This window comes from Actinoplanes sp. NBRC 103695 (assembly GCF_030269485.1).
In the GTDB taxonomy this organism is placed as follows: domain Bacteria; phylum Actinomycetota; class Actinomycetes; order Mycobacteriales; family Micromonosporaceae; genus Actinoplanes.
This window is the reverse complement of record NZ_BSTL01000049.1, coordinates 21,387-44,861: the sequence shown is the minus strand read 5'-3', so window position 1 is coordinate 44,861 and position 23,475 is coordinate 21,387. Positions and strand designations below refer to the sequence as shown.

Below are 23,475 nucleotides of genomic sequence, written 5' to 3'. Positions count from 1 at the left end.
CCGTACCGCCGACCGTCCCGGTCACGACGGGGTCGACATCATGGCCGCACGGGGCACCGTGATCCATGCCGCGTCCGGCGGTGTCGTCGTGAGGGTCCGATGCAACATCGCTGGCAACTCGTGGGACAGCCCGTTCAGCTACCCCATGCCGTGCGACCGCGACGGGTACCCCGGGCTCGGTGGGTGCGGGTGGTATGCGGAGATCCGGCACGCTGGCGACATCGTGTCGCGCTACTGCCACATGGTCCGGCAACCCTCGGTGCGAGTCGGCCAAACAGTCGCACCCGGTGCCCCGATCGGGATTGTCGGGACCTCCGGCAACTCGTCCGGCCCGCACTTGCATTTCGAGATCCACACTAGTTACCCGGCGTCAAGCAACAATGCGATAAATCCCGTGCCGTTCATGATCGAGCATGGCGCGCCGCTTTAATGCTTCATTTCGCATGGCGAGAAATAGTCGTATCGCGCCGAGCCGGTACTTGACATATTCGAGGAATCGAGCGCTTGCGACGACGCCGGCCAGTGAAGTGACATTGAGCTCAATACGTCGACTTGACTTCACGACGTTTTCGAGCGAAAGGGACCGCGCATCAAAGTGCCGTCGGTAGGAGGCGTGTCCGGCCATCGGGTCGGACACGCCGCCGTGTCTGGCCCGATGGCAGCGAGCCACCACAACGCCATATGCGCGCACCGGAACGCAATCCCTATCGGATGCACCGGCGCACGCCCGCGCGCGCCGAGCGGGCAATACAACCGCGCTAACGGCCCCCATGCGCGCGGCGCGGCCACCCCGTGACACGAGGCAAAACACGCCCCCACCCACCCGCCGTAAAGAGTCATGAAAATGCGGGTTGACAAACAATGCGCGAAGAGGGTCCATAGACGTGGGCAACAACAAACGCCCCGCCGGAACAACACCGGATAAGCGCACCGCACCAATTGCGGGAACGCTATTGCCATCCCTATTCACGGAGGTATTACCGCCATGACTGCGCCCACCACCCCCGCCGCCCTCACCGTCGCCGCGACCCTGACCGCCCACCCCGACGGCATCACCACCCGCGCACTGGCCGACGCCTCCGGCGTCAGTCCCTCCACCGTCGCGAAAACCCTCACCGCGATGGAGGCCGACGGCACCGCCACCCGCACCCCCGGCCCCGCCAACGGCAACCGCAAGAGCGCCGACATCTGGCACCCCGTCACCCCGGCCGACGCCAGCCCGGCCGACGCCAGCCCGGCCGACGCTGCCCCGGCGGACGCGGGGGCGGTGGCTCCGGTGTCCGGTGCTCCGGTCGGCCCGCGTCAGCCGGACTTGAAGGTGCTGATCATGGCGGGTGTGTTGGGTGGGCACCCGGAGGGGATCACGGCCGATGCGGCGATCAACGAGAGCGGCCTGTCGGTGGCGATGGGTGACACGATTCTCGCCGCGATGGAGGTTAGCGGGGCCGCGCGTCGGCTGCCCACCGAGCCCGATGGTACTGAGTTGTGGGTGCCGGTCGCGGACGCCGATCTGGCGAAGGTGGACCCGGCGAACGCGCCGACGCACACCACGTGCCCGACGTGCGGGCACACCCGCAAGATCCGCCGTCCCTCCGCGCGGCGCGCCCCGGCCACCGGCACGGGCCGCAGTACCGGTGAGGTCAACACCGATGGGTCGGCGAAGCTGGGTAAGGGTGAGTTGGAGCGCATGGTGGAGGCGTTCATGCGCGACCTGGGCACCGGCCACGACGTCAGCGCGGTCACGGTGGGCCGGGAGCTGGGTGGGCGGAGCTCGGGCGCGTGCGGCAATGCCATGAGCAAGCTGACCGGGCGCGGTGTGCTGGTGATGACCAGCGAGGCCCCGGTGCGGTACGCGCTGGCCGAGACCGCCCCGGCCCCGACCGCCGATGTCCGGGCGTACATGACCCGGCCGCTGACCGACGGCGAGCCCGCCACCGCCACCGGCACCGACGCGGGCACCGCCGACACCCCGGCTGACGAGCCCGCCACCGGCACCGCCGACACCCCGGCTGACGAGCCCGCCACCGGCACCGCCGACACCCCGGACGCCGCGACCACCCCGGACGCCGCCGACGAGGCCCCCGCCGATGACGCCACCGCGACCGGTGACGACGAGACCGGCACCCCGGCCACCGACGAGGCCCCCGCCGCACCCATCGCGGCCTGACACCCCACCCCCGCCGGGGCCGGGCACCACGCCCGGCCCCGGCACCGGCACGCCACCCCCTGACGGAAGGCAGAACCGATGACCACCCCACGCCATGACCACAACCCCGGCCCCGCCACCGAGCCCGGCACACTGCGGTGCCCCGAATGCGGCACGGCGGCCCGGCCCGTCCCACCGGCTGACTGGCCCCTCGCTGGGTTCGCCGTACGTCCCGGTGCGTCGCACCTCGACGGCACGCCGTTGTGCCCGGTGTACGGCCCGCACGGTGCGCAACCGGCCGAACCGGTCGGCGTACCGGCCCGGCTGACCACGTGGCAGGCCGTGCGGCAAAGTTGGCTGGCCCATCCCGATTGGACGGCCGCCGATCATCTGGCGTGGCTCGACGGCGAGGGTTACGACACCGATCTCCTCGACGGCGACCCGGGCGAGGTGATCGGCCGATGGCTGGCGGAACACCGCCGCACGGCCCGGCTGACGGTGCCGCCGGGGGTCACCGGCGAGGCCCGCGTGTACGTGGTCGCCGGAGGCGACATGGTGGCCGTGTTCGACAACCCCGACGCGGCCGGGGCACAGCGCATGGTCATGGAGGCGGCCGGGCTCGACACCATCGCCTCCGTGATGACCCCGGCGCAATGGGACACCGCACGCGAGGTGCTGGCCGCCGAGCACCCGCACCTCGTCATCACCGATGTCCGGCACGACGCCACCGGGCAGACGCCATGACCGGCCCGCACGTCCCGCCGTCCGGCGACATGCCCGCGTCGCTGGCCGCGCGTCCCCGCGCCGCGCGGCGCGGCCTGCCGATCCCACCGGTCAATGTGCACCCCGACCCGCACGGCGGCACCGGCACGCACGTCGACTTCACCACCATCAACACCTCGACATCGAGTCACCTCGCGGCCGGCCGCCGATGCTCGCTGTGCGGCGAGTCGATGAAGTATCGGGTGGCGTTCCTCGGCACCCCTCGCGCCGCCGAGCTGTTGCGCTATACCGACCCGCCCGGTCACCCCGGGTGCCTTCGCGCAGCTCTGACGTTGTGCCCGCACATCGCCCTCGCCCGGCATCGCCGCGCCCGCGCCGACCGGCCCGGCGGCGGCACCGTGCCGCCCGGCGCGCACGGCGACAAACCCGACGGATGGACCCTGGGTATCACCCGGTCCTACCGGTCGATGGTGCTGCCCGCCCACGGGTTCACCGTGTACCTACCGGCCCCGTTCCGCACCGTGCACGCCTATGTGTACGGCCCGGACGGGCGACTACACCCGGCCACCGGCACCGCGTAGCCGGGCGTCCCGGGCAGGCGTCAGATTCGCGGCAGAAACCTCGATCGACTCCACCCGATCGCCTTGATCGGCCGGTGGAGGTAGGAAACATTGTTATTGACGGCAACGCCGGGGCCGGAAACCTCCGGCGTTGTCGCCCACCCGACCAGCACACACCCCGAAGGGAAACGCCAGTCATGGCACACGAACTCGAAACCCTCGCGAATGGACAGACCGCCTTCGCCTCCGCCCGCCTGTCGGCCTGGCACCAGCTCGGCCAGGTCACCGACGAGTGCATGACCGCCGAGGAAATCATGGCGAAGGCGTGGCTCGGCGGCTGGGAGGTCCGCAAGATCGCGTTGCAGGGCATGGAGATCACCGAGAAGGGCGTCACGAAGGTCGACTGCCCCGACAAGTGGATGACCGTGCGGACCAACCCGCAGACCGGCGTCACCGAGTATCTCGGCGTGGTCGGCGACGACTACGCCACGGTGCAGAACGAGCAGGTCGCCGACATGCTCAACCTCCTGGTCGACGAGTCCGGGGCGCACTTCGAGACGGCCGGCTCGATGCGCAAAGGCAAGAGCGTCTTCGTCACGATGAAGCTGCCCAACGCGATGGAGATCGCCGGAGTCGACCGGATGGACCTCTATCTGGCCGCGACCACCTCGCACGACGGCACGGCGTCGCCGCGGTTGGATGCGACCCCGGTGCGGATCGTGTGCGCGAACACCCAACGCATGGCCTACGCCCGGTCGCAGGGCTCCTACACGTTCCGGCACACCTCCAATGTGCACGCGCAGATCAGCGAGGCGCGTGAGGCGCTGGGCCTGGTGTTCAAGCACTTCGGGGACTGGCAGTCCGAGGCCGAGAAGATGCTCAACGAGTCGATGAGCATGGGCGAGTTCGAGAAGATCGTCGCCCAGGTCTGGCCGGTCGAGGACGACGCCTCCGACGTCGCGAAGAACAACGCAAAGCAGCGGACGAGCACGTTGCGGTACCTCATCCGGGACGCGGACACGCAGAAGGCGATCAAGGGCACCCGGTGGGCCGGATACCAGGCCATCACCGAGTACCTCGACCACTTCGCCCCGGCCAAGACCGACGCGGTCCGCGCGACCCGGGCGCTGACCGGTGCGGGCGCGGAGCTGAAGACCCGCGCGTTCGACCTGCTCGCCGTCTGATGAGCCTACGGCACCGGGGCCGCCACCGCCGCCGCTGGTGGCGCACGGCCCCGGCCCCCGCCCCGGCGCGTCCCGCACGCGGCCCGAAACGTTCACGCCCGCCGGGGCCGCCCGGCCCGCGCCGCCCGCCCGGCGACGGCCCGGCACCCGCGCCACCGGCCCGGCCGCGCCGCGCCGCCACGGCCCCGAACGCGCCTTCACCCCAACAGACCCATACCGGCTCCACGCCGATGGAGGCACCTGCCATGACATCCGACGAGCTCATGAACTTGATTGGCCACGTGTGCGAGGCGTACCAGAACAGCGCCGCGCACCGTGTCGCCGCCTCCTTCGAAAGCGACTACGGCGAGCAGGAGGTGCAGCAGGCCGAGCACCTGCAATGGGAGCAGATCGCCGAGTACCGGCTCCGCGAGGTCGAACGAGCGGTCCGGGCGGCCTTCCCCGCACAGGCCACCGTCGAAGGGTTCATGCCGGTCCGGGCGCTGCCGGGCGGCAAAGTCGAACTCCGCGCGATCGACGCCGCCGCCCGGCCGGTAGCGGTGGTCTTCACCGGCACCGAGGCGCTCAACCTCGGCGGCCGGCTCACCGCCTGCGGAGCCGTCTCCCTCGACCGCATCGGCCTCAAAACTGACGCCGAACTCCACCCGGTCCCCGAAGGCCCGGCCATCGGCACCGCCGCAGTGCCGCCGCCCGTCGTGCCCGGCCCTCCCGCCCCCGCGCACCGTCGCTAACCCGGTCGGCCCGCCGCGCGGCCAGACCCGGCCGCGCGGCCCGCACGCTGCACCGCAACCCCTCAACTCGAAGGATTCACTGTGGAAGACCTGATCACCCTCGTACACGCCTACGCCACCGCCCGCGCGGGCGCCGAACGCCACCGCGCCCTGCTGGAGTGCCTCGTCGACGACAACGACGGCTTCTTCATGACGAAGATCGCGGAGTACGAACTCGCCTCCACCACCTACCACGCGCAGCTCATGACCGCCTACGACGAGCTGACCCGCACCAACGTGCGCGCCATCGCGGACGAGCGGCTGCCCGTGTGCACGTGGCAGAAGGGCGTCGTGGAGGCGCGAGGCGTCCTGCCCGACGCCACGCGCAGCGTGCGGATCCGCTACACCCCCGGGCAGGCCATCGCCGCCGGAGCCGCGCTGATCGCCTGCGCCGCCCTCGCCGACCGAGACACCGACGGCACCCTCACCCCGCTCCTGCCACCGTTCCCGATCAATGACCTCGGCCTCGACTCGACCGCGGCCGGCCCCAGCACGAAGGACACCGAGTCATGACCAACAACCCCGACTTCACCGCACGCCCGGACACCATGAGCGACGGCCAGCACGCCCTCACCGGTCCGCGCCTGCTCGCCGCATTGACGCTGATCGGTGACCTCGACCCGGTCATCGCTAACGTCCTGCGCGACCTGCACTTGCGGGTCTACCCCGGTCAGCCGGGCGACGGAGACCGCAGCGACTACATCGTGCTCGACCTGCACGGCGTCTCCATCGGCGCCCTGCGCCGCGAACACGACTTCTACCTGCACGCCGACACCACCGAGACCCCCGACCGCGTCATCGCGTTCGAGGTCAACGGCTCCGGCGAACGCGACCACCCCGTCCGATAGCGGCGAAGGAGCCCCGATGACCAGCACCGACCCTGCGCCCGTCCTGGCGGCGCCCCTCCTGCTCGACGTGGTGTCCACCCGCCACTCCCTCGAAGCCGCGCACAGCCATCCCGGCGTCGTGATCGACATCTTCCGGCAGTCGCGCATCACCGACGGCGACCGCTATCGCGTCGAGTTTCGCGGCGGCATCACCGAGTGGTTCTGGTCCGACGAGCTGACCGTGCACCCGTGGGCCGACGAGCGCGGCATCGTGCTCACTGACCTCGCCGCCGTGCGCACGATCCTGCACCACGCCATCACCACCGCTGAACAACACGACGTGCTGCACAACAAGCTCGGCGAGATCTTCGACGCCCTCGCCGCGACCGCGACCACCTACCTCGGCGGCAACCTCGACACCCTGACCCCGGCTGCCGCACCCGCCGCCGACTGACCGGCAGGGCCGAGACCGCCGTCACCGGTTACCGCGCCCCCGGCGGTCTCGGCCCGCAAACCCACCGTCATCTCCCCGAATCCGCTTATGGAGACTCGAATGGACCTCAACGACACCGCCCGGGTACGCCAGCCCCGCGACGGCATCGAGTACCGCCTAGCCACGATCAGTGACATCACTTACTCGACCCCGCACACCACCCACATCCGCGACCTTCGGCTGCGCTTCCCGACCGGCGAGCACCGCGCCTACACCCCGGCCGAGATCGTCGTGTGCGCCCGCGCCGACGACCATGCCGCCCTCGTCGCTGCCTTCACCGATGCTTGCCGGTCGCTGCGCGACGCCTGCCGCATCGCCCACGACTACGACGAGCGACTCAGCGCCGAAATCATCCATCTCCTGATGGACGTCTACGGGATCGTCGCTACCCGCCTTGATGTCACCCTCGATCCGGACAACCTCGACGCGCCGGCCACCATCGAGCAGGCGACCTCGTGACCGCCCGCTGGACCCACGGCCGCTCCGCGCGACACGACGGGGCTGTGTGCGGAGCCGACGACGGGCCGAGCCCCCGCATCACTGACGAGCCGCATCTGGTGACCTGCCCTGACTGTCCCGACGCCGCCGAGAACGAGACCATCCCGGACGACGCCGCCACCGGCGACCCGCACATCATCACCACGCTGCGCGAGGCGAAAGCCGGGCACACCCGCAAGATTGACGGCGTCGTCGTAGACGCCACCACCGCGAACGCCATCCTGACCGTCTACGACGCCGCCACCCCGAAAACCCGAGCCAAGATCGCGGGTCTGCCGCTCACGGTGATGGTGTCGCTGGCCTGGAACCTCCTACGTGCTGACGCGGAAGGAGACCCGCGATGACAGGTATGGCGTGGACATCTCCCTCACCGGACGAGGTGCCCTTTCACTGCCGCGTCTGCCGCCGGGCGCTGCACCGTCACCAGAACGGAAACGGCGTGCTGACCTTCTTGCACCCCGAGGAGGTCCGCGGCGGCAAAGTCGAGCACCAGGCTCAACCGGCGCCGGTCACCGAGGTCCCGGACCCGATCATCGAGTGTGACTTCTGCTCCCGGCCCGGCGCGGCGTGGGTGTACGTGTGCGCCGACCAGGAAACCGACACGCGGATCGTCACGGCGAGAACGGTCGCCCGAGCCGACTACGAGCGCCGTTACCACGCTGCGCGGAGCCTGCGCGTCGAGACGACGCGCGGCCCCTTGCAGATTTGGGGTGAGCGGTGGAGCGCCTGCGACGGTTGCGCCGCCCTGATCGAGGCCCGAGACCTGTACGCATTGATCAGCCGGGTCACCGAGGCCATGCCCGCCGCGTACACGCGGGGCAAGAAGCTGATGAAGGTGCGCGGGCAGCTCCACGGGACCTACAGCGGGGTCTTGGAGAGCCTGCGGCCGGGCCGAGGACGCATCACCGCACAGCACCCCTTCGGCCTGTGGACCTCCCCGCAACCGGAGCGGGTGAACCCCGGCACAGCCCGGACGCCCGAGTCCTCCTGACAGCGCCAGTGCGACGACCACCGAAACGCAACGCTGAGCCTTCACCGCGTCGAGGCTCACCGGCTGGCACTGCTTGACATTGCCCTGGGCGGTGGCCGATCAGGACACACCGTATCGGTGCGCGGAAACCCCGATCGGCCACCTCGCCCGCGCACGAGGCCACCCACGGCGCACACAGAGCCGCATCTTCCCCGCGCAGGCGTGCCGCCGATGCTACCGATCCACCTCCACCGCAACGGAGCTCACCGGACCGCGAGGCCGCCGGCGCTGACCTCGCATAGGCGAGAGAGAATGACCGACATGGCTCGACGCAGGTTCGGTCGACGCGTCGCGCTCGACCGCGACGGCGTCGCGGCGCACACCGGTGCCGCCCGTTCCACCGTCAACCACTGGCACCTCCACCGGCAGACCACCGGATTCCCCGACGGCTTCACCGATGACGGCGGCCACGAGTGGTTCTGGCTCGACCAGATCACCACGTTTCACACCGCGCATCAGGCGGCGAAGCTCGCGGAGCTGACCCAGATCGACCGCGACGGTGACCCCGACGAACTCGTCGGTTCCGGTGAAGCCGCGCGAATCATGCGCTACAGCTCCTATCGGAACCTTCCCGACGAGCTCCGCGACCGACCCGACGACGTGGAGAGGCTCTCCGACGGACGCCTACGGCGGCGCTGGTACCGGCGCACCGTGTGGGCCATCGCGGACGCCCGCACCGGCCGCCAGTCCACCGGCCGCACCCCGGGCAGCGCCACCGGCCCCCGCAAACCGCACCCCTACGCCGATGACCCCCGGCTGAATGCCGCCCTCGACCTCCTGCGCGCGGCTCGCGCCGAGGGCCGCGGTGAGCGGGGGCTCGGCGCCGAGCTGGCCGCACGGCTCGGCATCGCACCGCGCACCGCGCAACGGCTCCTCGCCGCCGCCGAGGACGCGGCCGACGCGGTGAAACCGGCGGCGCTTCCAGCGACCTGACCGAGCAGGCCGCACGCCACACGGCAGAACGCGAAGAGGGACCACCAACTGCTCGAAGCTGGCGATGCCTCTTCCCGGTTCCCGCTCTACTCGTCGTCGTCGGCGGGGGCCGAGACGGGTACGGGTGGCACATCGAGCAGGTAGTGCAGAGCGCCGTTGGCGTCGGTTTCGTGAGTGGTCGCGGTCCGGTTGAGCAGGTCGAACATCTCCTCATCGACCATGATGGTGTGCATAGCGGCTGCCGGTTGGGTCATCTCGTCGCTCCGGATGTCGTGGCCTGACGCGTGCCCGGTCGTGGCACGCATCACCGATCCACCCAGACCTCGACAATGCGATCAAGCCGCCGCCGACCGGTGAATCGCCGCCCCGCCAGCCATCTCGGTGTGACGGTCAGCCGTAGTGGGCACACATTTCGACGGTTGTCGCCATGTCGGCGGTGCGCTCGATCGCGCTCGCGTGTGAGCCGAAGCGCGGTCGTTGTCACATAGGCGCGCTTGTTGTCATCTTCGTGCTTGGGCGTTGTGGGTCGATCTTGGCTACGAGCCGGAGTGCCGGCGGTCCAGTCGTCTGGCTGGTTCTCGCCACGGGGGTGGGGTCCTTCTCGATGTGGTGACATGACGAGGATCCCCGCAGCCGAACGTCGGTGCAGGGCGTGGCAATAGCGAGGTTTGGGCCGGTTAGCCCGTCGAGGTGTGGATGAGCCCGCGTCAGACGGCGGTACGGCCTGGTTGTCGGCGTCCTGTTCCACTGCCTGCCTGGCTGTTTGACTGTAAGAACGCGCTGGTCAGCTGCTTGCTTGCTTGCAAGCAAGCAGGCCGACTCACTGTTAGAGGCGTTGTTAGCGTGTTAGAACCGCTATCCCTACTGGCCGACTGTTCGGCCATCAAGGAGGGCGGCCGACGGGCCGCGCGATAGACGGTTTGGATGCCCCTTTGGCAGGTGGTTGATAGGGGTGGAGACGTGGTTGATGGGCGGTTGAAATGTTGCAATGCGGGGAGCGCCGATAGGCGGCTGGGAGGGAATGCGGTACGTACCGCTTTTCAATCCGGCCGAAGATCCAAAAAGCTCCGAATAGGAAGTCTCTTCGGCGCCAGGACGGGCTTCAGGGACGACCGCCAGGGCAGTCGCAGCGCTATGAACTGGGGAGATAGATGAGCTTCACATAGCTGTCGTCCACCCTGTTTTTGAAACGGGATTGCGACCGCAACCTGTCAGCCAGAAATCCATCCCTGAGGTTCGCCTTCCTCAAGCAATGGTGGTAGAACATATCTCGGCCATCGAAAACAACAGTCCCCTACGTCGGGGACTATTTCGGGCTGCCCACGCAAATCAATTTGATCGTTTGAGGGGACTTGGCATATGACTGGTGTTACGCCGAGGGGTCCTGAGCCGCGCACGCCTGATCATGGGGAGCCTGCCGGTCAGGCCGACCATGGCGCTACCGATCATGGGCACTCCGTGGCGAAGGCTGCGTTGCTGGCTATCGGGAGCGTCGGGAGTGGCATCTGCTCCATCCTCGTCGCGGCCGGAGTCGCGGCGATCCAGGAGGGCACCATCCGCTACGCGCTTACGGTGTTGGGAGCAGTGGCGACATCGGCGATGGCAGTGGCAGCTCTCTACCTCCGGCGCCGTTGATAGCAGGAGAAATCGGACGGCTCGTGTCGCCAGGACTTCATCGATCCAGCTCAACATGGTGATGAGGCGGCGTTCCACGTCGAGGCATCTGGCGCGTTCGTTGATGTCGTGGGTGTGCTCACGTAGTAGTTGGTCGTGGGCTTGCTGGCCCGGCAAGGACCTGGCCAACCTCGGTCATGAGCTGGTCGACGTCGTCGCGCAGGTAAACGAAACCCGCTCACGGCGGCCCGCGCCGCCCGCACCGGCCGCGATCCTCATACCGATGCCTTCGGGCGGGCGTCGTTGTCAGACTGTGTTTCGGCTTTCAGCGCGGCGAGAAGTTCCGAGACGCGGGTGTTGCGGATCGGCGTGCCGTTGCGGCGCAGCCGGGCGGCGAGGGCGTCTCGACCCACCGTCGCACCCTCGCGCATCAGCTCGTCGCGGGCGGCGCGTGCGGCGGGCAGCAGCGGCACCAGGTCATCGGCGAGGTCGGGGCCGTCGCCGCCAGACTCGGCGTCCGGCAGTGCATCACCCGACGCGGCATCGTCATCGCCGCGGCCGTCATGATCGAGTGGATCCACGTCGTGTAGGTCCGGGCGGGTGTCGGACGCCTCCTGGTCGGGCTCGTGACCGGGTTGGTCTGCGGGTTGTTTGTGGGCCCCTGACGCTGGCGCCGCTTGGTCGGCGAGGTCGGGTTGCTCGGCGTCGGTGATGCGGGCGGTGAGTTCGACCAGGCAGATGCTCGCGACGACGATCAACCCGTCGACCGACAGCGGCAGCAGGTAGGGCGAGGCGCTGGTCTCGCCGTAGCGGGCGGCGACGGCCGCCATGTGCCAGTAGGACACCCACGCCGCGATACCCGCGATGACGGCGGTTGCGGAGAACCGTACGAAGGCGAGGGTCTTGGAGTGGATCGGGACGCGGGAGATTAGCTCGACGGTCAGGAGCAGGGCCAGCGGCGGCCATGCCGCGATGGCCTGGCTGATGGGGTTGTCGCGGGCGTGCAGGATGTTCGCGGTCACCGAGGCGGCGACGCCGACGAGCAAGGCTCCCCGGACTCCCCACCGCAGCCGGCGTAGGCGTGGCTCGTTCATGCTCGTGGTCCGGACGTGACAGTGTGGCGCAGTTGCCGGTCGGCGATGCGGCGGGTGGCCTCGGAGGGTTCGGCGTCGCCAAGGTCAGCGAGCTGGGCCTCCAGGCGGCGCAGGGTGCGCCGGACCGCGTCGGGCCGGTGCTGGCGGCCGTGGATGCGGATGATGCGCTGGTACAGCTCCTCGTTGACCGGGTCGTGGCGCAGAGCGGTCTCCAGCGCGGCGACCGCCGCGTCAGGCTGGTCGGGCTCGAGGAGTTCGGCGATGCGGGCGTACACGTTGAGGATCTGGTCGCGGTGGGTGGTGGCGTAGTCGGTGACCCAGCTCCGGTCCTGTCCTTCGGCGAAGTCCCCGGCGTACAGGTCGGCGGCCTCGCGTAGGGCGGTCAGGGCGGCGGTGTCGTCGGTGGCTGTGTTGGCCGTACCGATCGCGGTGAGCATCCGCCACAGGTCGACCTCGATGGTGTCGGGATCAATCCGGTAGCGGCCAGTGGCGGCGTCGTAGAGGACGAACTTCGCTTTGGCGGCGCCGGTCGCGGTGCGCAGGACCCGGCGCACGGTGTTGATGTCGGTGCGGACGCGTTTGGCAGCGGCGGCCGGGTCGGTATCGGGGTGCAGGTCGGCACCGAGCTGGGCGAGGGTGCGTCCGTGGGGGCGCGCGGCCATCAGGGCCAGAGCGGCGTAGGAACCGGAGCGCATGCCGGTGGTGATCGGTCCGCTGTCGGTGGTCAGGGTGACCGCACCGAGCACGGTAAGGCGGGCCAGCGCCGGGGAGTCAGTGCTGGCGGCGGGCAGATCCGGCGCCGATGCGAGGTCCACGGCCGGGGTGTCCTCGCCCGCCTCCGGCGATTCTGGCGGCGGGTTCGCCGGGTCGATGTCGGTGGGCTCGTCGATGTCGGTGCCGGGTTCGGGCCGGGCGGCGGCTTCGGCGATCATGGCCAGGAGCTGCGCCAGGTCGGAGGCGGCGAGCGTCGCCAACCGGCCGCCACCGGGCACAGTGCCGTCGGCGGCGACCTCGATGGTCGGGGCGCCGTCGAGGTCGCCGAGCACGACCGGGTGCAGATGCAGCGCGGCGCGGTGCGCGGCGACGGCCGCGACCCGGCCCGTGTACCGGTGAGCGCCTTCGATGAGCAGGACGTAGGGCGGCTGGTGCTCGATGTGGTCATCGCGGGCGTTGAGGTCGGTGATCGTGTCGGCGTCGAAGGTGTCGAGCAACCTTCGTCGTCCGATCATCTCCTCCTCGGCGTGGGTGACAGCGGCGGCGGTGTCGGCCAGCACGAGCAGCCGTTCACCGTCGAATGTGACGCCGTGCGGGTCCAGCCCGGTCGGCTCGGCGCCGTCGGGCAGCAGCCGGGCGAGGGTGTCCGGGGTGGTGATCACGACGGGCCGCACGGCGGCAGGGTCGTAGACGCCGGTGGCGAGGGCGCTGCCGAGCACGGCACGGGCCACGGCGTCAGCACCCGGTCCGCGCAGGGCGAGGCCGGGGCCGGGCAGCGTGAACAGGCTCACCTCCTTGCCGGACGCGTCCACGCCGATCGGAGCGGGCAGCACCGGCGCGATCGGACGGACGGTAGGGCGAGGCTGTTCGTCAAAGCCGTCCGGGTCGGCCTCCGGGGTGAGGTCGCGGCGGCCGGCGGCGTCGGCGAGTGCCAACTCCGGCGGGACGGGCGGTCGGGTCGGGCCGGTCCCTACGCCGATGCGCGCACCAAGGCGGGCGCGGCGGCGACGGTGCAGGCGCAGCAGTCCGGCGACGGCCGCGATCGTTGCGGCGAGCCCCAGGCTGATCCAGCCTTGCGACGGCAACGTGACCCCCACCTGCTGATCATCGTGTGACTCGGTGTGCTCGCCCGGGGCGGATGCGTCCGAGGTGGGCGCAGCCGTGCCCGGCGTCGTCACCGTGGCGGAAGGCGCGGCCGTGGACGGTGCCGGGCTGGCCGGGCCGCTGGGACTGGCGGCGGCGGCGGAACCACCGGCCGCGGGGCCGGTCTCGGCCGGAGCCGGGTCGGCGGGCTCGGCCGGTGCCGTCTCGTGATGGGCGGGGGCAGCCTTGCGGGCGGGTAGAGCGAGGACCCAGCCGACATGGATCTCGTCGGGGTCGGTCAGGGCGTAGCCGTTGGCCTGAACGTGTCCCCGGTTGAGGGTGTAGATCTCGCGCCAGCGGTGCGGGTCGCCGAGCTTGTCGGCGGCGATGTCCCACAGGTTGTCTCCAGCCTTGACGGGGTGGACCCCGCCGGGGGCGTCGCGCGCCCATGAGGGCACGGCGGTGTCCTGGTGGGCGGCAGAGGCAAGCCTCGGCATCGTCGTGGCGGCGTCGGTGTGGACGGTGATGGCCGGGCGCGGGCCGGTATGCGCGACCGGGGCGGCCACGGCCACGGCTGGGGCCGGTGCCGGTGCCGCGACGGTGACGGCGGGGCGGCGCGCGGCGGCGTCGGCAGCGGCGGCGGCGCTGGTGCCAGTGGTGCCGGTGACGGCGCGGGCGGCGTCGAACAGCACCGCGCCGATGATCGCGCCGACCAGCACGGCAGCCACCCAGCGGATCGGGCCACGCCCGCCGACCGGCGCTCGGCGCTGTCCACGCCGGGCTGCGGCAGCGTCCGCGCTCGCCTCGATGATCTCGATGATCACGTGGCGGACGAAGATCAACCACAGCACCCAGCCGATCGAGGCCAGCATGGCGAGGATCATCTGATCCGACCAGGGATTCGTCACCGCGCCGATCAGCTCGGCCAGCCCGGGGACCTGCGCGAGGTGCGGCCAGCCGATCCAGCTCAGCGGCCACCCGGCCGAGGCGGTCAACAGCCACGGCACCCCGGCAGTGAATCCGGCCAGGAGGGCGAGGGCGGCCCCGGCTCGAAGCAGCCGGCCGACCGTGGCGAAGGCGCGCGTCATGCTCGAACCCCTTTTGTCGAGAGCGGGTCAGGTGTTGGGGCCGGTGACGCCGTGCACAGCGGTCGCGGTCGCGGTAGCGGATACGTGCAGGCCACGTACGCCGACGAGTTGCAGGATCTGGGTGCGGCTGGTCCGCCGGACGGTGACGGTGACGGTGGTCGCCGTTGCGGAGGCGTCCCCGGCAATTCCGGCCGATTCGAGCCAGGAACGGGCGGTCGAGGCGGCGCGGCCGGTGTCCAGGCGGGTGACGCCGCTGGTGCGGTAGGCGTACAGGTCGAGCTGTTGGGCTCCGGCGCGGGCAGCCGACTGTGCGATCTCGAGGGCCTGCACCTTGGCGGAGATGGCCAGTCCGGCGTCGAGGACCAGCCCGGCCACGGCGAGCAGGGCGACGCTGAGCAGCACCACGAACGGGGTCACCTGCCCGGCGTCTGACCCTCCGGTACGGTCCTGCAGCCACCGGGTCACCGTGCGGATGTGTCGCCTCACGGGGCACCTCCGATCCACTGGTCGATGGGCGAGGTAGCGCTGGACTGGACCACCCGACTCCCGGGCACCTTCAGCAGCACCAAATCCGACAGGCGAACCCGACACGAGACGGTCACGGTGACCGCCCCGCCCGGCCGTAACCCGCCGGTGCTCACGCTGACCTCGGTGGACTGGCAGGTCACGCCTTGGGCGGCGAGGCTGGCGCGTGCGGTGCGTTCCGCGCCCGCGACCGCCGCCGCCTGGCTGCGGGCCAGTGATCCGGAGCGGGCGCCGCTACTCGCGGCGGCGTCGGTATCGATCTGCGCGGAGGCCAACCGGCCGCACAACACCACCAGCAACAGCAACATGATCAGCAGCGGGGTAAGCAGCGCCATCTCGGCGGTGCTGGCCCCGGCATCGGGTGTCGCGGCCAGCACCCGCCACCGGTCGGACACGGCGGCCCGAAGTCGAATCACGACGCCACCACGGGCACTTCCCGACATCAGTCGCCTTTCTTGGTGGGGTCGTGGGGCGTAGGCGACGAGGTCCGCGACGCCCGCGGCGAACTCGGACGCGCCGGCCGAAGGCACCAAGTCCGGGGCGGTCATTGATCGGCTCCGGTCCAGCGCTCGACGGGCCGTACGACCACGGTGGAGACCCGCCAGTGGATGCCGGGGACGACGGTTTGGGCGGTCCCTCGGACCTCGACGCGGGCCTCGGTGGCGGTGCGGGTGACCGACACGGAGGGGTTCTTCAGTACGCCGCTGCCGATCGCGGCGAGGGTGTCCGCGCCGGCGCCTTGCCCGGCTCCGGCGTTGGATTGGTAGGCGGAGGCGGTGCTCGCTGCCCTGGTGGCGGCGGCCTGGGCGATGTGGGTGGCGTGCATCCACACTCCGGCCTGGATGACGAACATGACGATGAGCAGCAACAAGGGCATGGCGATGACCAGCTCGGCCGTGGCCGCGCCAGCGTCGGAACGCTCGGCGACGCGCCGCCAGCGGGCACGGAGCCGCCCGGCCGTGCCGCGCGCGGGGGAGGAGATGCGCGCGGCACGGCGGTCTCGGAGGATGGTCACCGTGGGCATGGTTCAGCCGAGGTTGATCGTGTTGGCTTTGCTGGTGACCTTGGTGACGATGATGCCGATCACCGCGATGGCCGCGAGGACGAGCAGGGCGGTGACCAGGACGGCTTCGGTGGAGTAGCCGCCGTCTTTGGTGTCGCGGACCGCCGTCCAGCGGTGCCGGATCTCGGCGCTCAGGTAGCTCAACAGGGCGGACATGACAGGACCTCCGGGTTCGGTGAACTGACGGGTTCAGAGGCCGCCGAGGACGGCAGCCAGGGCGGGATAGCCGAGGAAGATCAGGAACCCGGCGAACAGGGCGACGATGGGGAGGCTCATGCGTTCGGTCGCGGCGTTGGCCTCGCCTTCGGCGTCGGTGAGCCGTTTGTCGCGCATCGCGACCGCGCGGGAGCGCAGCGACGAGCGGACCCGGGCGCCTTCGCTGCCGGCCATGCCGACGGTCGCGGCGAGCTGCCGCAACTCCGGCACGGCGAGGCGCTGCCCGAGCAGGGCGAGGGTGTCCCACGGCGGCACCCGGGCCAACCTCGCTTCGGTGAGGGCGTAGCGGATCTCCGCATAGGCCGGTCCGGACCCCACCGAGGCGGCCTCGTCCAGGGCCTGGTCAACGCCGGACCCGGCGGCGAGGCTGATCACCACCAGATCCAAAAACGAGCTCAGCGCGTCACGAAACGCCGTCCGGTGCTGTGCCGCCTCGCTGCGGACCGACAGCTCCGGAGCCAGGAACCCGGCCACACCAAGGATCAGACTTGCGGCGGCGGGCATGGCGAACCCGGGGCCGGTCCCGGCGAAGGTGAGCAGCATGGCGAATACCGGCGGGACGAGCAGGCCGAAGACGGTGGCCGTGGCCTGCTCCGCGAGGTGGATATCCACAGGCTTATCCACAGTCGCCAGGTCGCGGCGGGTGCCGGTGGTGGGCAGGCCGAGGCGGCGCAGCCAGCGCACCGCCGGGCGGCCCCACCGTCCGGCCCACCCTGCCCCGGCGGTCTCGGCGTCAACCTGCGCCTGACGGGTCAGCCCGTACGGGGCGTCGAGGGCCTCGCCCAGCCGTGGCGGGCGGGGCCGCCAGCCCACGACGATGAGCCACAGCCCGACGCCGGTGCCGAGGCCGAACACCAACGATCCGATCATGACCGCACCACCGCCTCCCGGTGCGGGTCACCGGCGACGTTCTGCAGCACCCGCGCGCTGTCGCGGTCCCGCATCAGCTTTGCGAGCCAGAAGAACGCGAATCCGAAGCAGCCTCCGGCCGCGAGCAGGACGAGTTGCCCCGTTGCGGTGTCGAACGGTGCCAAGTAGCCCCGGTTGGCGAGAGTGAGGAACGCGGCCATGGCCAGGGTGACGCCGACGATGACCCGGGCGCTCGTGCGGTTGCTTTTGCGGCTGGCCGCGATGCGCTGCCGGGAGGCGACCTTCGCCCGTGCGGAGGCGGCCAGCTCGCCCAGCACCTCGCCGAGCTGCCCTGCACTTCCACGGGCGGCCATGAGTAGGCCGGCCACGACGAGGTCGGCGGTGGGGTCGGCCAGCTCGGCGGCGAACGCCCGCAACGCCGCCGTCAGCCGCCAACTGCGCTGCAGGCGGGTGGCCAGCCGGGTCACTTCGTCGCGGATCGGCTCGGGGGATTCGATGGCGCTGGTGGTGATGGCCTGCTCGAGCCCGGCCGCGCCCGACAGGTTGTCGCGGAGCGCCTCGGTCCAGGTGGCGATGGCTTCGATACGGGCGACCCGGCGGGCGTGGTCACGGTCCGGACCGATGACCGCCGGTAGCACCCACGCCCCGATGGCGCACAGCACGGCCGCGACCGGCCAGCGGGTCAGCACAGCCACCAGCACACCCACGGCCACACACACCGCTACCCGGCGGCGGTCAACCGGGCCACGGCCGGAGGCGAACCTCGACAGCCACGACTCGGTGTCGGAGTCGGCGGGCCCGTTGTCACGGCCCGTCAGCCCGACCACGACCAGCACGACCCCGAACGCCGTCCCGAGCCCGAGCATCGCGGCCAGGGGCACCGTCAACGTCACGACGTCCACCCCCCGCCCGGTGCGGTGCGGGCCTCGTCCAACAGGCGCGGGTCGAACCCCGCCCCGGCCAGAATGGTCAGCAGCGCGGTCGACGGCGGTGACGCCGGGACCGCCCGCCCGTCCGGTCCGGGCCGGAAGATCTCGTTCGAGGCGACAGACAGCCCGTCGGCGTCCACGACTTCGCGGACCGAGGTGACCACCCGCCGCCCGGCATCGGTCAACGCGAGGTGCACCACCAGGTGCACCGACTCCGCGACCAGCAGATTCGTGGTGGCCGGGTCGAGGCGCTCCGGCGACTGTGCCGCGTACAGGGCGAGCTTCTCGAACACCCCGGCCGACGACGAGGCATGGATGGTGCCCAACGATCCGTCGTTGCCCTGCGACATGGCGTTAAGCATCGGGATGACCTCGTGGCCCCGGATCTCACCGACGATGACCCGGTCCGGTGACATTCGTAGCCCGGAGCGGAACAGTTCGCTCATACCGATCGCGCCTTCGCCTTCAACGTTGGCCTCCCGCGACTGCAACGGCACCACATCGGGGTGCAACGCCTTGTCCGCGTTGAGCGCCAGCTCATAGGTGTCCTCAATGGTCACGATCCGCTCGTGCGCCTCGATATGCGTGGCCAGAGCGCGTAGGAGCGTGGTCTTGCCGGCACCGGTGCGCCCGGCGGCGAGGGTGTTCAACCGAGCGCGGACCGCCGCGGCGAACAACTCGCGCAGCACCGAGTTGAGGGTGCCGAGCTGTTCCAGGTCAGCGAGGGTGACCTTGATGTAGTGGTGACGGCGGATCGACAACGCCGGGCGCGGGGTGACCGACATGATCGCGTGCAGCCGGGAGCCGTCGGGCATCTGCAGCTTCAGGATCGGCGCGGCGCGGTCCCAGCGGCGTTCCTCGCCGCCTTCGCCGCCGGTCTCGGCGCGGCCGGCGTCAGCGGCGAGGCGGCGGATCAACTCCACCATCTCCGCGTCCGTGTCGGCGATCGGGGCGACCTGGCGGCGGGTGCCGTCGGTGTAGCGCACGAAGACCTGGTCACAGCCGTTAGCGTGAATGTCCTCCACCCGCTCGTCGTTCAGGAGCGGTTGCAGACCACCGGCGCCCAGCAGCATGTCCGCCACCGCGCGCCCTACCCGCGACTCCGCATCGGGGCGCAGCGGCGGGCGGCCCGCGTTCATCTCCTCGGCGGCGTACGCATCCAACGCGGCGGTGATCAGCTTTCGGGTAGTCGCCTGCTGCTCAGCGGCCGACATCACCGCACCCGTCGCGGTCTCGTGCGCCCGGGTGGCGCGGGTCAGCCGCTCGGCCACCTCCCGGCGGACGCGACGGACCACGGTGATCTCGCTGGCGTCCGGGGCCAGCTCGGGCATGAGCCCGTCTCGGCGGCCGGTGGGCTGACGTATGGCGAGGGGGTAGCTCATCAGACGGCCTCCTCACTGACGGCAGGCTGTGGGCTGATCGGCAGGTCGGCGGCGAGATCGCGGAGCAGATCGGCGTAGGCGCGCATCAGCGGCAGCCGCTGCCACTTACGTCCGGCCACCAGCTCGCCAGCGAGCACGGCCGCCGCCTTACCGTCGGTCGGCAGCGGGCCGAGCACCCCCAGCGATGCGGGGTCGCGGGCCAGTTCCTCAGCCACATGGGTCGACAGCACCTCCGCCACCTCAGTGGCCGGGTACACGCCCCCGGCGGCGAGCAGCACCACCAGCCGGCCCGCGCCGACGTCGACCAGCTCGGCCAGTGCCTCGCGCAGATGGGCCAACTCGTCCGTGCGGGCGCGGGCCATCACGAGGACCACGTCGGCCAGGCGCAGCAACGGCCACGCCGCCGAACCGGGGGCGAGACGCCCGCAGTCCGCGATGACGAGGCGCTCGGGGGTGGTCAGCACCGCCCGTCCGGTACCGGTCAGCTCCGGCAGCGCGGCGCGGGTCTGCGCCCCGCCCGCCGGGGCCACCACCACCGGCACCAATTCCCCGGCGACCATCGCCGTCTGTCGGCCCGCCACGATGGCAGCCTCGACGTTCGTGGCACCTCGTGCGGCAGCAGCCAGATCCACCAGGCTCGGTGTGGCGGCCAGGTCGAGGCGGCGCATCACGTCCCCGCCCGCAGGGTCGCACTCCAGCACGACCGGCCGTGCGTCGGCCGGAGCGGCGGCGGCTAACCCGAGCGCGGTCGTCGTCGCGCCGGGACGGCCCTTGACGTAGGTCACGGCAACGAGCGGCATGTCAGTTACCTCCGGGAGCGGCCTGCATCAGCACCACTCCGCCCGCCGGCGCGGCGGCGAGGCGGCCACCGTCGGAGGCGTCCAGCAGCAGCGTGATCACGGTGGCGCCCTGACCGTCACCGGCGAGGTCCACCCCGAGCACTACCGCCTGCAGCCGGGTCGGGGCCGACCCCGCCCGGGAGGCGTTCGCCGGGGCGGCCTGCCCGTCACCGCCCGTCCCGGTGGCGGAGACATACACCGCAACCTGCGCCCCACTGGCCAGACCCTGCGGGTACTGGCCGGGCTTGAGCGCCAGAGAAGCGGCGACCTTCCCGGCGGGCGGGAACCCCGCCTCGCCCACCAGCGACGGCGTCAACAGCGTCCCCGGCAACAGCGGAACCACGGCCGTACGGCCGATCACCTGCTGCGCCTGCCCGACCAGGATGAGCTGCGCTCCAGGGTCCTGTGCCGCCGAGACCTGCTTCAAATCGGCGGCGGCCAGTGCCTGCCCGGCCGCCACCGGCCGGGCCACTGCGAGTACCTGGACCCGGTCACCGAGGCGCACCGCACCCCAGGCGTATCCCAACACACACACGACGACCAACAGGCCGCCCAACGCCACGAACGGCAGACGGCGACGGCGGCGGGCCGCCCGCCACGGTCCCCGCCCCGCGCGCGGCGCGGCAACCGTGGAACGATCTTCCAGCCCTGATTTTGGGCGCACGGAATCTAGCGCCATGACCAATGTCCTCCCCGACTTGGCGCGTTTCTATAAGTGGACTTGCAGGTTTTAGCGGCTGATGACCGCTTGGGACTCCTGTACTCGGGTTTGGACTTGGCCGGTCGTCTCCAGCCCCGGCACCGTGCCGGACTGACCCGCCCCGGCCCAGGTGACCTCCCACGTCACCGTCGCGGACACCGTGTACACGCCCCTTGCCGCGCCCGCCGAGGAACGCCGGTAGACGTGACCGCAGTCCGGCGAAGCCGCCTTCGGATTGGTGCCCGGCTTCCACGCCGTCCCCGGCCCCCGACAGGTGCGCGTGGTGCTGTCGCCCATCAACCAGACCACCTTCACGGGCCGCGCCGTCGCGGTGACGCTCACCCCCGGGACCGTGGCGGTCGCCGACTGCGACTTCCACGAGGCCGGACCGAGGGCCAACCAAATCGGCAAGTTGACGAGCTGGTCACCCGGCGGATTCATCCGGATAACCAGCTCTGGCAGCCGGAGCTTCGCTCGCGCCTGGCGAGCGAGAACCTCTGGCGACACCGCAGGAGGAGCGCCCGCGATCCACTCCGGACCACCGAAACCGGTCGTCGCCTGCCCGTCCTCGCCGTAGCAGACCTTCTGGTACCAGCCGCCCTCACCGGCGGGCTGACCGCCGAGGTTCTCGATCATGGTCGGGGACAGATCGACCGGCTTGTAATAGCAGCCGTCCGAGCCCGCCCAGCCCCCGTCACGCTCGCACGGGATTTCCTTGCCCTTCGGGTCGCGGCACTTACCGTCACCCCCCGGGCCACCGGTGCCGCCACCATTGCCCCCGCCGTTGGGCCGTCCTGGAGTGCCTACACCGACATTGCACTCAGGACGTGCGTCGCCCGTGCTGCACTGGACTCCGCCGGTGCCCGAATCGGCGTAGGCGGCGAGCGGCACACTTACCATCGCCGTGGCCGCCAGGATCACGACGACGGCGATGCGCCGGGCGATCGTCAGCATGTCCCCTTCTCCCTCAGAATGAAGGAAGCGACCTTCCAGCCGTCGGCGGTGCGCTTGACGGTGGCGGTCGTCCGGTGCTTGCCGCCCGACACGTCGTTCACGAGTTCACCGGACGCCTTGTACTTCAACCACTTCTCGTCATTGACGCAGTCGACGATCGTCGCTTCGGCCGGCACGTCCGTGGGTTTTAGTGCGGTCACCTTCGGATCGGTGAGCAACTGGCCCTTGGTCACCTGCTGGTTGCTGCGGTCGGCATAGAGCGAGCCAGAAATCAACTTCAGCGCCTGATCCGAGGCGTACTTGCGCAGGTCCGGCGCTTCAGGGTCGGACGTCTTCGCCGCCTCCACGAACGCGCTCCACATGCCGCGGTAGGCGACAAGCGCATCGCGCTCGTCGGCGGTGCCCGGTCCGAGGCTCGGCGCTGCCGACGACGGTGCCAGCGGTAAACCGGTCGGGGCGCTCTTGGGCTTGTTCGAGTTACACCCCGCGCCGAGTAGGACGGACGCGACGACGAGGCCAACCAGAACCGGACGGGTGACCACCGGGCACTACCTCCCAATCGTGAGCGGCTTCCCAACGGAGAGCCGCATCTGCAACCCTTGAGACTGGCCACTCAGGATGGCTGACTCAAGGTCAAGAATCGTGTGTACACCCTCACCCCATACGGACCGCAAGCTCCGTACCTGCACGTACGCACCTTCAGGATGGTCGGACCTACGCGCCATTGGGCACGCACCTTGAGGTCCGTACAGCGACGAAATCAATACAAGCCACTCCCCAGTTGTGTCGCCTACCTGACAGTCACGCTGTCGTCGATACCACCTAAACTCCTTCCAAATCCTGTGGCCCAAGAAGGGTGCACCGCGATGAGCGACCACGGCCGCACCAATCAAACGCTCACGCTGCTCGCCAAATCCGGCACATACGAGGTGCTGTATGCCATGCACGCGCGTGGCGGCGCGGCCACCTTCGCCCAAATCGCCGTTGACGCACGGCAGGCGTTGGCCCTGCTAAGGGCACTAGCCGCCGAAGGATTCGTCATCGGTCCTCGCTGCGGAAGCCTGGACATCATGCCGAGTCCACAGACGATCTTCTGCCTGACCGCCAAGGGGAAGGCGGTCTCTGGCCACGTCGTCCGCCTCCAGCAATGGATCATCAAACGATCCGCCTGTCGCGCCACCGAACATAATGCGCTATAGCGGCATGACGGCCAATCTCGGCATTCACGACATATAGGTTC

General features: G+C 70.5%; 29 protein-coding genes. 14 read left to right on the top strand and 15 right to left on the bottom strand.

Going from position 1 to position 23,475, the window contains the following annotated elements; translation table 11 throughout:
* Window positions 1-430: M23 family metallopeptidase (locus QSK31_RS45405; protein ID WP_285691328.1), on the top strand; the 430-nt coding region annotated here is incomplete at its 5' end.
* Here QSK31_RS45405 and QSK31_RS45400 read toward each other — a convergent pair.
* Window positions 371-637 carry a hypothetical protein gene (locus QSK31_RS45400; protein ID WP_285691335.1) on the bottom strand — a complete coding sequence of 89 codons (267 nt, stop codon included), beginning with the start codon at window positions 635-637 and terminating at the stop codon, window positions 371-373. The genes QSK31_RS45405 and QSK31_RS45400 overlap by 60 nt on opposite strands.
* A 348-nt stretch (window positions 638-985) precedes the next feature.
* Between QSK31_RS45400 and QSK31_RS45395 the strand changes: the two genes are divergently transcribed.
* The 12 genes from QSK31_RS45395 to QSK31_RS45340 all read left to right on the top strand — a co-directional run bounded on the left by QSK31_RS45395 (window position 986) and on the right by QSK31_RS45340 (window position 9,164).
* Complete coding sequence (locus tag QSK31_RS45395) at window positions 986-2,167, top strand: MarR family transcriptional regulator (protein ID WP_285691326.1); 1,182 nt, start codon at window positions 986-988, stop codon at window positions 2,165-2,167.
* 78 nt (window positions 2,168-2,245) lie between these two features.
* Entirely contained in the window at window positions 2,246-2,890 is a 645-nt protein-coding gene (locus QSK31_RS45390) for a hypothetical protein (protein WP_285691324.1), read from the top strand.
* Entirely contained in the window at window positions 2,887-3,450 is a 564-nt protein-coding gene (locus QSK31_RS45385; RefSeq protein ID WP_285691323.1) for a hypothetical protein, read from the top strand. The genes QSK31_RS45390 and QSK31_RS45385 overlap by 4 nt, the downstream gene beginning before the upstream one ends.
* A 176-nt stretch (window positions 3,451-3,626) precedes the next feature.
* On the top strand, window positions 3,627-4,613 hold the full coding sequence (locus QSK31_RS45380; RefSeq protein WP_285691322.1) for a DUF932 domain-containing protein: 987 nt from the start codon (window positions 3,627-3,629) through the stop codon (window positions 4,611-4,613).
* A 245-nt stretch (window positions 4,614-4,858) separates the two neighbouring features.
* Window positions 4,859-5,344 (top strand): hypothetical protein, encoded by a 486-nt coding sequence (locus QSK31_RS45375; protein ID WP_285691321.1) that lies wholly within the window; start codon window positions 4,859-4,861, stop codon window positions 5,342-5,344.
* Between the two features lie 81 nt (window positions 5,345-5,425).
* Window positions 5,426-5,896, top strand: a complete 471-nt coding sequence (locus tag QSK31_RS45370; protein ID WP_285691320.1) for a hypothetical protein — start codon at window positions 5,426-5,428, stop codon at window positions 5,894-5,896.
* Window positions 5,893-6,231 carry a hypothetical protein gene (locus QSK31_RS45365; RefSeq protein WP_285691319.1) on the top strand — a complete coding sequence of 113 codons (339 nt, stop codon included), beginning with the start codon at window positions 5,893-5,895 and terminating at the stop codon, window positions 6,229-6,231. Before QSK31_RS45370 ends, QSK31_RS45365 begins: the two co-directional genes overlap by 4 nt.
* A 16-nt stretch (window positions 6,232-6,247) precedes the next feature.
* Complete coding sequence (locus QSK31_RS45360; protein WP_285691318.1) at window positions 6,248-6,664, top strand: hypothetical protein; 417 nt, start codon at window positions 6,248-6,250, stop codon at window positions 6,662-6,664.
* A 99-nt stretch (window positions 6,665-6,763) separates the two neighbouring features.
* The gene (locus QSK31_RS45355) at window positions 6,764-7,162 is read left to right on the top strand and encodes a hypothetical protein (RefSeq protein ID WP_285691316.1); all 399 of its coding nucleotides are present in this window, start codon (window positions 6,764-6,766) and stop codon (window positions 7,160-7,162) included.
* The gene (locus tag QSK31_RS45350) at window positions 7,159-7,545 is read left to right on the top strand and encodes a hypothetical protein (protein WP_285691314.1); all 387 of its coding nucleotides are present in this window, start codon (window positions 7,159-7,161) and stop codon (window positions 7,543-7,545) included. Before QSK31_RS45355 ends, QSK31_RS45350 begins: the two co-directional genes overlap by 4 nt.
* A 95-nt stretch (window positions 7,546-7,640) precedes the next feature.
* Window positions 7,641-8,192, top strand: coding sequence for a hypothetical protein (locus QSK31_RS45345; protein ID WP_285691312.1), 552 nt, complete (start codon window positions 7,641-7,643; stop codon window positions 8,190-8,192).
* Window positions 8,193-8,483: 291 nt separating this feature from the next.
* The gene (locus QSK31_RS45340; protein WP_285691311.1) at window positions 8,484-9,164 is read left to right on the top strand and encodes a hypothetical protein; all 681 of its coding nucleotides are present in this window, start codon (window positions 8,484-8,486) and stop codon (window positions 9,162-9,164) included.
* Between the two features lie 86 nt (window positions 9,165-9,250).
* Here QSK31_RS45340 and QSK31_RS45335 read toward each other — a convergent pair whose 3' ends face one another.
* The 14 genes from QSK31_RS45335 to QSK31_RS45270 form a co-directional block, all read right to left on the bottom strand.
* Entirely contained in the window at window positions 9,251-9,469 is a 219-nt protein-coding gene (locus tag QSK31_RS45335; RefSeq protein ID WP_285691310.1) for a hypothetical protein, read from the bottom strand.
* A 1,584-nt stretch (window positions 9,470-11,053) separates the two neighbouring features.
* Window positions 11,054-11,872: a DUF2637 domain-containing protein gene (locus tag QSK31_RS45330; protein WP_285691309.1), complete on the bottom strand. Its 819-nt coding sequence runs from the start codon at window positions 11,870-11,872 to the stop codon at window positions 11,054-11,056.
* On the bottom strand, window positions 11,869-14,757 hold the full coding sequence (locus QSK31_RS45325; protein ID WP_285691308.1) for an AfsR/SARP family transcriptional regulator: 2,889 nt from the start codon (window positions 14,755-14,757) through the stop codon (window positions 11,869-11,871). Before QSK31_RS45325 ends, QSK31_RS45330 begins: the two co-directional genes overlap by 4 nt.
* A gap of 27 nt (window positions 14,758-14,784) precedes the next feature.
* Window positions 14,785-15,174, bottom strand: coding sequence for a pilus assembly protein TadG-related protein (locus QSK31_RS45320; RefSeq protein WP_285691334.1), 390 nt, complete (start codon window positions 15,172-15,174; stop codon window positions 14,785-14,787).
* Window positions 15,175-15,239: 65 nt separating this feature from the next.
* Complete coding sequence (locus QSK31_RS45315) at window positions 15,240-15,725, bottom strand: TadE/TadG family type IV pilus assembly protein (RefSeq protein WP_285691333.1); 486 nt, start codon at window positions 15,723-15,725, stop codon at window positions 15,240-15,242.
* Between the two features lie 101 nt (window positions 15,726-15,826).
* Complete coding sequence (locus QSK31_RS45310; protein WP_285691307.1) at window positions 15,827-16,306, bottom strand: TadE family protein; 480 nt, start codon at window positions 16,304-16,306, stop codon at window positions 15,827-15,829.
* 3 nt (window positions 16,307-16,309) lie between these two features.
* Window positions 16,310-16,501 carry a hypothetical protein gene (locus QSK31_RS45305; RefSeq protein ID WP_285691306.1) on the bottom strand — a complete coding sequence of 64 codons (192 nt, stop codon included), beginning with the start codon at window positions 16,499-16,501 and terminating at the stop codon, window positions 16,310-16,312.
* Between the two features lie 33 nt (window positions 16,502-16,534).
* Complete coding sequence (locus tag QSK31_RS45300; RefSeq protein ID WP_285691305.1) at window positions 16,535-17,431, bottom strand: type II secretion system F family protein; 897 nt, start codon at window positions 17,429-17,431, stop codon at window positions 16,535-16,537.
* Window positions 17,428-18,333 carry a type II secretion system F family protein gene (locus QSK31_RS45295; RefSeq protein WP_285691304.1) on the bottom strand — a complete coding sequence of 302 codons (906 nt, stop codon included), beginning with the start codon at window positions 18,331-18,333 and terminating at the stop codon, window positions 17,428-17,430. Before QSK31_RS45295 ends, QSK31_RS45300 begins: the two co-directional genes overlap by 4 nt.
* Window positions 18,321-19,742, bottom strand: a complete 1,422-nt coding sequence (locus QSK31_RS45290) for a TadA family conjugal transfer-associated ATPase (RefSeq protein WP_502873116.1) — start codon at window positions 19,740-19,742, stop codon at window positions 18,321-18,323. Before QSK31_RS45290 ends, QSK31_RS45295 begins: the two co-directional genes overlap by 13 nt.
* A complete protein-coding gene (locus QSK31_RS45285; protein WP_285691303.1) occupies window positions 19,742-20,542 on the bottom strand; it encodes a hypothetical protein in 801 nt (266 codons plus the stop codon). The genes QSK31_RS45290 and QSK31_RS45285 overlap by 1 nt, the downstream gene beginning before the upstream one ends.
* 1 nt (window position 20,543) lies before the next feature.
* Window positions 20,544-21,143, bottom strand: coding sequence for an SAF domain-containing protein (locus QSK31_RS45280; protein ID WP_285691330.1), 600 nt, complete (start codon window positions 21,141-21,143; stop codon window positions 20,544-20,546).
* A gap of 168 nt (window positions 21,144-21,311) precedes the next feature.
* Complete coding sequence (locus tag QSK31_RS45275; RefSeq protein WP_285691302.1) at window positions 21,312-22,235, bottom strand: hypothetical protein; 924 nt, start codon at window positions 22,233-22,235, stop codon at window positions 21,312-21,314.
* Entirely contained in the window at window positions 22,229-22,777 is a 549-nt protein-coding gene (locus QSK31_RS45270; RefSeq protein ID WP_285691301.1) for a hypothetical protein, read from the bottom strand. Before QSK31_RS45270 ends, QSK31_RS45275 begins: the two co-directional genes overlap by 7 nt.
* A 324-nt stretch (window positions 22,778-23,101) precedes the next feature.
* Here QSK31_RS45270 and QSK31_RS45265 point away from each other — a divergent pair, with 324 nt between their 5' ends.
* Window positions 23,102-23,434: a hypothetical protein gene (locus QSK31_RS45265; protein ID WP_285691299.1), complete on the top strand. Its 333-nt coding sequence runs from the start codon at window positions 23,102-23,104 to the stop codon at window positions 23,432-23,434.
* Window positions 23,435-23,475 lie beyond the last annotated feature (41 nt).

Bases quoted from the DNA above. Each gene is read 5' to 3' on its own strand.
- QSK31_RS45395 (WP_285691326.1), top strand. From the start codon at position 986: ATGACTGCGCCCACCACCCCCGCCGCCCTCACCGTCGCCGCGACCCTG.
- QSK31_RS45285 (WP_285691303.1), bottom strand. From the start codon at position 20,542: ATGCCGCTCGTTGCCGTGACCTACGTCAAGGGCCGTCCCGGCGCGACG.
- QSK31_RS45275 (WP_285691302.1), bottom strand. From the start codon at position 22,235: ATGCTGACGATCGCCCGGCGCATCGCCGTCGTCGTGATCCTGGCGGCC.
- QSK31_RS45355 (WP_285691316.1), top strand. From the start codon at position 6,764: ATGGACCTCAACGACACCGCCCGGGTACGCCAGCCCCGCGACGGCATC.
- QSK31_RS45330 (WP_285691309.1), bottom strand. From the start codon at position 11,872: ATGAACGAGCCACGCCTACGCCGGCTGCGGTGGGGAGTCCGGGGAGCC.
- QSK31_RS45290 (WP_502873116.1), bottom strand. From the start codon at position 19,742: ATGAGCTACCCCCTCGCCATACGTCAGCCCACCGGCCGCCGAGACGGG.
- QSK31_RS45310 (WP_285691307.1), bottom strand. From the start codon at position 16,306: ATGCCCACGGTGACCATCCTCCGAGACCGCCGTGCCGCGCGCATCTCC.
- QSK31_RS45325 (WP_285691308.1), bottom strand. From the start codon at position 14,757: ATGACGCGCGCCTTCGCCACGGTCGGCCGGCTGCTTCGAGCCGGGGCC.
- QSK31_RS45265 (WP_285691299.1), top strand. From the start codon at position 23,102: ATGAGCGACCACGGCCGCACCAATCAAACGCTCACGCTGCTCGCCAAA.
- QSK31_RS45300 (WP_285691305.1), bottom strand. From the start codon at position 17,431: ATGATCGGATCGTTGGTGTTCGGCCTCGGCACCGGCGTCGGGCTGTGG.
- QSK31_RS45335 (WP_285691310.1), bottom strand. From the start codon at position 9,469: ATGCGTGCCACGACCGGGCACGCGTCAGGCCACGACATCCGGAGCGAC.
- QSK31_RS45390 (WP_285691324.1), top strand. From the start codon at position 2,246: ATGACCACCCCACGCCATGACCACAACCCCGGCCCCGCCACCGAGCCC.
- QSK31_RS45375 (WP_285691321.1), top strand. From the start codon at position 4,859: ATGACATCCGACGAGCTCATGAACTTGATTGGCCACGTGTGCGAGGCG.
- QSK31_RS45380 (WP_285691322.1), top strand. From the start codon at position 3,627: ATGGCACACGAACTCGAAACCCTCGCGAATGGACAGACCGCCTTCGCC.
- QSK31_RS45305 (WP_285691306.1), bottom strand. From the start codon at position 16,501: ATGTCCGCCCTGTTGAGCTACCTGAGCGCCGAGATCCGGCACCGCTGG.
- QSK31_RS45360 (WP_285691318.1), top strand. From the start codon at position 6,248: ATGACCAGCACCGACCCTGCGCCCGTCCTGGCGGCGCCCCTCCTGCTC.
- QSK31_RS45365 (WP_285691319.1), top strand. From the start codon at position 5,893: ATGACCAACAACCCCGACTTCACCGCACGCCCGGACACCATGAGCGAC.
- QSK31_RS45340 (WP_285691311.1), top strand. From the start codon at position 8,484: ATGACCGACATGGCTCGACGCAGGTTCGGTCGACGCGTCGCGCTCGAC.
- QSK31_RS45315 (WP_285691333.1), bottom strand. From the start codon at position 15,725: ATGTCGGGAAGTGCCCGTGGTGGCGTCGTGATTCGACTTCGGGCCGCC.
- QSK31_RS45385 (WP_285691323.1), top strand. From the start codon at position 2,887: ATGACCGGCCCGCACGTCCCGCCGTCCGGCGACATGCCCGCGTCGCTG.